Here is a 6,444-nt window from a genome sequence, read left to right as displayed (position 1 = left end):
CTCCCCCCCCCCCCCCCACCCCCCCCCCGACCCCCCCCCCCCCCTTCCCCCCACTCCGGGGGGGGGGGGGGGGAAGGGCGCACCCCCGGGGGCGGGGCGGGTCAGGCGTTGACGCCGGTGTTGCCCCAGGCGCCGTTGAGCAGGCCGATCACGCTGACGGTGTTGCCGACCACGTTCACGGGGACGTGCACGGGGACCTGGAGCAGGTTCCCGGAGGCCACGCCGGGCGAGTTCAGGGCCTCGCCCTCCGCGGACGCACCGCCGTGCGCCGAGGAGACACCGGCGCCGGCGGCGACGAGGCCGCCCGCGATCATGGTGACGGCTGCGGCCTTCTTGAAGTTCTTCACGTTCTCGTCCTCCAGTACGTCTGCCGCGACCAGCCGTCGCGGCACGCCATGGAGAACGGCGCCCTCCGGCCCGGGATACGCCATGTGGGCTACATACACCCGACCGTATGAATCTCGGATCGGCACATTGCTCCGCCCGCTACTGGGCGAGGCCGTGCCTGACGGCCCACAGCGCGGCCTGGGTGCGGTCGGAGAGGTCCAGTTTCATCAGGATGTTCGAGACGTGCGTCTTGACCGTCTTCTCGGACAGCACGAGCGCCCTGGCGATCTCCCGGTTCGAGCGGCCGTCGGCGATGAGGCCCAGGACCTCGCGCTCGCGGTCGGTCAGCGACCCGGGGCGGCCCCCGGGGCCGCTCTGGTCGTCCTGGGCGGCCAGCAGGGCCTCGGCGACCTCCGGCTGGAGCAGGACGTGTCCCGCGTGCACGGAGCGGATGGCTCCGGCCAGGGCGTCGGGGTCGATGTCCTTGTAGAGGTATCCGGCGGCGCCGGCCCGCAGTGCGGGGACGACGGTCCGCTGTTCCGTGAAGCTGGTGACGATCAGGACCCGGGCCGGGTTCTCCAGGTCCCGCAGCCGCCGCAGGGCCTCGATGCCGTCGGTGCCGGGCATCTTGACGTCCATGAGGATCACGTCGGGCCGCAGCTCCTCGGCGCGGGCGGTGCCCTCCGCCCCGTCGGCGGCCTCGCCGACCACCTCGATGTCCTCCTGTACCTCCAGGAAGGTGCGCAGGCCGCGGCGGACCACCTGGTGGTCGTCGACGAGCAGGACGCGGATCCGGCCGCGGCCGGGGGTGTCAGCCACCGGGGACCTCCATCTCGATCGTGGTGCCCTCACCGGGCTCCGAGCGGACCTCCAGCCGGCCTCCGGCGCCGCTCGCCCGGTCCCGCATGGAGACGAGCCCGAGGTGCCGGCCGGCCTTGCGGACGGTGGACGGGGAGAAGCCCCGGCCCCAGTCCCGTACGCGCAGGACGGCGCCGCCCGCGGGGGTGCGGGTGAGGGTGACCTCGACGCGGTCGGCGCCGGAGTGCCTCAGGGCGTTGTGCAGGGCCTCCTGGGCGACCCGCAGCAGGGCCTCCTCCTGGGCGGCGGGCAGGGCCCGTACGCCGTCACAGGTGAAGGTGACGCGCGCGGTGTGGGCGCGGTCGAGTACGCGGACGTGGTCGCGCAGGGTGTGGACGAGGCCGTCCTCGTCCAGGGCGGCGGGCCGCAGCTCGGTCACGGCGGCGCGGAGCTCGTCCGCGGCCTCGGCGGCGAGCGCGGCGACCTGCTGGAGCTCCCCCTTGGCGCGGGCCGGGTCGCGGTCCACGAGGGCGGCGGCCGCCTGGGCGGTCAGGCGCAGGGAGAACAGCTTCTGGCTGACCGCGTCGTGCAGCTCGTGGGCGAGGCGGGAGCGCTCCTCGGCGATGGTCAGCTCGCGGCTGCGCTCGTAGAGGCGGGCGTTGGTGAGGGCTATGGCCGCGTGCTGGGCGAGGAGGGAGAGGAGCGCCTCGTCCTCGTCGGTGAAGCCGCCGGGGCCGTTCTTGTTGGCGAGGAAGAGGGCGCCGAGGTTCTCCTCCCCGTCCCTGATGGGCAGGCCGAGGAAGCCGGACATCTCGGGGTGGGCGGCGGGCCAGCCCCCGAAGCGCGGGTCCTCGCGTACGTCCGCGAGGCGCTCGGGGGCCTCCTCGTGGAGCATCGCGGCGAGGATGCCGTGCTGGCGGGGCAGCGGGCCGATGCGGCGCCACTGCTCCTCGCTGATGCCGTCCACGACGAACTGGGCGAAGCCGCCGTGGTCGTCCGGGACGCCGAGGGCGGCGTACTCGGCGTCCAGCAGTTCGCGGGCGGAGGCGACGATCGTGCGCAGGACGTCGTGGACCTCCAGCCGCCGGCTCATGGCGAGCAGCGCGGTGCTGACGGCCGCCAGTCCTCCCGTAGCGGGTCCGTTGTGCATGGGGTCACCGTACCGGCGGCCCTGACCTGCGGGATCGGGCTTCGGGCGTAGGTCCTGGGACCCGGGGCGTACGGCCCGGGGAGGGGGTGCGGGGGCGGCGGCTCTGCCCTGGGGATGAGGGCCGGGGGCGGTCGCCTCGTCCGGAAGGCGGAGTTCGGTCACGTATTGAATTGCGGTCGCAACTCTGGGTGAGACGGCCGTGGGCCCGGTGTGAGCCCCGGCATAGGACGCACATCACTTACGAAGCCGCGTAGTGGACGCATAAAGGCGCCGTGAGTGCTGCTGCGCCTAGAGACGGGGGTGGAATTCCGGCTCCGGCGGGGGGCCGTGATCCACTAACCGGGATCGTACGTCACACCTTTGCCAGGCGATTTTGCCGCCGCTAAGAATGGCTGCCGTCGCACAGCGCCGCGGATCCCGGATCCGAGAGGCGCTTTCCTGCGGCCCCCGCTATTCGAAGAGGTTGCCCCGCATGTCTGCTTCCAGCACTCCCGGTCACTATCGTCTGACGAAGGCACACAAGCTGTCGATCGCCGGTGTCGCCACCCTCGGTGCCGCCGCCCTCGCCTTCTCCCTCGTCCCCGCCGGTACCGAGACCGCTCAGGCCCAGACGTTCGAGGCCGCCCCGGTCGCCTGGACCCAGTCGGTGCAGAAGCACGTCGGCGCCCAGCAGGCCGTCGCCGACCAGAAGGCCAAGGACGCGGCGAAGGCCGAGGCCGAGGCGCAGGCGAAGAAGGACCGCGAGGCCAAGGAAGCCGCGAGCCGTTCCGCGGCCCGCACCCCGGTCTTCGCGAACAACCTCGACGGCTGGATCAAGGAAGCCCTCTTCATCATGAAGAAGGAAGGCATTCCGGGCACCTACGCCGGCATCCACCGCAACATCATGCGCGAGTCGAGCGGCAACCCCCGCGCGATCAACCTGTGGGACATCAACGCGCAGAACGGCATCCCGTCGAAGGGCCTGCTCCAGGTCATCCAGCCGACGTTCAACACGTACCACGTCAAGGGCACCAAGTTCGACCTGTACGACCCGGTCGCGAACATCGTCGCCGCGTGCAACTACGCCGCCGACCGCTACGGCTCGATGGACAACGTGAACAGCGCCTACTAGGCACCGCACGCCCCCATGCGCCTCAGGGCGGCTCCCGGAGTTCCGGGGGCCGCCCTGAGGCGTTTCACGCGTGCGCGGTCCTGGCAGACCCGCCCGCTACTTGCGCATGACCTCGGGCTCGTGGCGGCGCAGCAGGCGCACCACGGCGAAGCCGCAGATCACGCCGAGCAGCAGCAGGACGGAGACGTCCATGAACCACTGGGCGGCGGTGTGGTCCCACAGCGGGTCGGTGTTGGTGGGGTTCTGCGGGTCCCAGGGCGCCATGAGCTTGCCCAGGTTCAGGGTGGTGCCGGCGGCGCCGATGGCCCAGCGGGACGGCATCAGGTAGGCGAACTGCTCCAGGCCGATCTTGTCGTACAGCTGGAACAGGATGCCGGTGAAGACGACCTGGACGATGGCGAACATGACGAGCAGCGGCATGGTCTTCTCGGCGGTCTTCACCAGCGAGGAGATCACGAGGCCGAACATCATCGCGGTGAAGCCGAGCGCGGTGACCGAGACGCAGAGCTCGACGGCCGGGTTCATGAAGAGGCCCTCGGCGGGCAGCTTGCGCGGGGTGAAGGCGATGGCGCAGATGATCACGCCCTGGAGGACGGTGATCACGCCGAGGACGATCACCTTCGACATGAGGTACGCGGACCGGGACAGGCCGGTCGCGCGCTCACGCTCGTAGATGACGCGTTCCTTGATCAGCTCACGGACCGAGTTGGCCGCTCCCGAGAAGCACATGCCGACCGCGAGGATCAGCATGATCGTGCCCGCGTCGCCGTTGAAGCGCGACGGCGGGGTCGGCGGCGCGAGGCCGAACTTCGCGGGGATCACGATGGAGACCACGCCCAGGACGGCGGGCATCAGCACCATCAGGGCGAGGAAGCCGACGTCGGAGGCGATCACCGAGACGTAGCGGCGCATCAGCGTCCACAGCTGCGAGCCCCAGCCCTGCGGCTTCGGCGGGATCATCTGCTGCGGCGCCATCGCGACCTGCTGCGGGGCGACCGCGTCGAGGTCGGCGGCGTACCGCTGGTAGTGCAGCGAGCCCTTCCAGCGGCCGGCCCAGTCGTAGTCGCGGTATTCCTCGAAGGCGGAGAACACGTCGGCCCAGGTGGTGTAGCCGAAGAAGTTCAGCGCCTCGTCCGGCGGGCCGAAGTAGGCGACGGACCCGCCCGGGGCCATGACGAGCAGCTTGTCGCACAGGCCCAGCTCGGCCACGGAGTGGGTGACGACGAGGATCGTGCGGCCGTCGTTGGCGAGGGTGCGCAGCAGCTGCATGACGTCGCGGTCCATGCCCGGGTCGAGGCCGGAGGTCGGCTCGTCCAGGAAGATCAGCGAGGGCTTGGTGAGCAGCTCCAGGGCCACGGACACGCGCTTGCGCTGACCACCCGAGAGCGAGGTGATCTTCTTGTCCTTGTGGATGTCGAGCTTGAGCTCCTGCAGCACCTCGTCGATGCGGGCGGCGCGCTCGGCCTCGGCGGTGTCGCCCGGGAAGCGGAGCTTGGCCGCGTACTTCAGGGCGGTCGAGACCTTCAGCTCCTTGTGCAGGATGTCGTCCTGCGGGACCAGGCCGATGCGCTGGCGGAGCTCCGCGAACTGCTTGTACAGGTTGCGGTTGTCGTAGAGGACGTCACCCTGGTCGGCGGGCCGGTAGCCGGTGAGGGCCTTCAGGAGCGTCGACTTGCCGGAGCCGGAGGGGCCGATGACGCCGATGAGCGACTTCTCCGGGACGCCGAAGGTGACGTCCCTGAGGATCTGCTTGCCGCCGTCGACCGTGACCGTGAGGTGGCGGGCCGAGAAGGAGACGTCACCGGTGTCGACGAACTCCTCGAGCCGGTCGCCGACGATCTTGAACGTCGAGTGGCCGACGCCGACGATGTCGTTCGGGCCGAGCAGCGCGGTGCCGGACTTGGGCAGCGGCTGGCCGTTGACGTAGGTGCCGTTGTGGCTGCCGAGGTCGTGGATCTCGAAGCGGCCGCCGGTGGAGCGGAACTCCGCGTGGTGGCGCGAGACCTGGAGGTCGGAGACGACGAGCTCGTTCTCCAGGGCACGGCCGATGCGCATGACGCGGCCGACGGCGATCTGGTGGAACGTCGTCGGGCTGCGGTGGTCGCCGGCGTACCCGGGGGCCGCGGCGGCCTGCTGCGCGGGAACGCCGCCACCGGCACCGCCGCCCTGCTGCTGCGGCACGTACGGCTGCTGCGGCTGCTGGTCCCAGGCGGGCTGCTGCTGCGGCTGCTGCTGGGCCGGGGCCTGGCCCTGGGCCTGGTACGCCTGCTGCTGCGCCGGGGCCTGGTAGGCCGGCTGCTGCGCCTGGGCGGCGCTCGGATTCAGCCGCGGGCCGTCGGTGGCGTTGCCCAGGTGGACCGGCGTGCCCGGCACGAGCTCCGTCTGCTGGACCCTCGCGCCGTGCACGTAGGTGCCGTTGGTGCTGCCGTGGTCCTCAAGGGCCCAACCCCGGCCGTTCCAGCTGATGGTGGCGTGCCGCCACGACACCCTGGCGTCATCGATCACCACGTCTCCCTGGGGATCGCGCCCCAGCGAGTACGACCTGGACGGATCGAGCGTCCAGGTCCTTCCGTTCAATTCCAGTACGAGTTCCGGCACTCCAGCCCCACTTAAGGTCCCCCGAGAATCCCCCTGGCGTCCAGGGAGAACGACGTCAGGGAGTCTAGGGATGGCGAACATCCGGTGGAACTATTTCAGGCCTGCGGCCACATGTGGAATCGGGGCCTTCCGCGGGTGGCCGTGAGCGGCCGTCGGCGGGGGTGAAAGGCACCCGGAGAGTGCGATACGGGACTTCTCGCCCGGGAGATCCTTCACAGGGTTTTCGCACGGCGCGCACGCCTCCCTCCGGGCGCGGGCCGGTGCGGGGTGCCGCGCCGCTCCGCGGGGTGGAGTCCCCTGCCCGCCCTTCGCCCGTTCCCCGGAGCTCCGCCCCGGGCCCTTGCGCCTCAAGCGCCGGGGGGGGGGGGCACAAACCCCCCCGGGCTTTGGGGGAAGAAGGGTGGAGGGGGGGGGGGGGGAAGCGTCCCCCGCCACAGCCCCCCCCAACCCCCACACCCCC

Annotated in this window: 5 protein-coding genes; 1 reads left to right on the top strand and 4 read right to left on the bottom strand. The window is 71.3% G+C overall.

Annotated features, from left to right (window positions below):
- Window positions 1-101: 101 nt before the first annotated feature.
- The 3 genes from AC07A6_RS41130 to AC07A6_RS41120 form a co-directional block, all read right to left on the bottom strand.
- On the bottom strand, window positions 102-347 hold the full coding sequence (locus AC07A6_RS41130) for a chaplin (protein ID WP_042803098.1): 246 nt from the start codon (window positions 345-347) through the stop codon (window positions 102-104).
- Between the two features lie 139 nt (window positions 348-486).
- Window positions 487-1,146, bottom strand: a complete 660-nt coding sequence (locus AC07A6_RS41125) for a response regulator (RefSeq protein WP_478780516.1) — start codon at window positions 1,144-1,146, stop codon at window positions 487-489.
- Entirely contained in the window at window positions 1,139-2,275 is a 1,137-nt protein-coding gene (locus AC07A6_RS41120) for a GAF domain-containing sensor histidine kinase (RefSeq protein ID WP_478780515.1), read from the bottom strand. Before AC07A6_RS41120 ends, AC07A6_RS41125 begins: the two co-directional genes overlap by 8 nt.
- Window positions 2,276-2,747: 472 nt before the next feature.
- On the opposite strand from AC07A6_RS41120, the gene AC07A6_RS41115 reads away from it, so the two are divergent.
- Window positions 2,748-3,386: a transglycosylase SLT domain-containing protein gene (locus tag AC07A6_RS41115; protein ID WP_362467546.1), complete on the top strand. Its 639-nt coding sequence runs from the start codon at window positions 2,748-2,750 to the stop codon at window positions 3,384-3,386.
- 96 nt (window positions 3,387-3,482) lie between these two features.
- Here the strand turns inward: AC07A6_RS41115 and AC07A6_RS41110 are convergent, their stop codons facing one another.
- Window positions 3,483-5,984 (bottom strand): ABC transporter ATP-binding protein/permease, encoded by a 2,502-nt coding sequence (locus AC07A6_RS41110; protein WP_362467548.1) that lies wholly within the window; start codon window positions 5,982-5,984, stop codon window positions 3,483-3,485.
- Between the last annotated feature and the right edge of the window lie 460 nt (window positions 5,985-6,444).

The organism is Streptomyces sp. NPDC044002 (genome assembly GCF_056434525.1).
The sequence above is the reverse complement of the archived record's forward strand: the minus strand, read 5'-3'. Positions and strand labels throughout refer to the sequence as shown.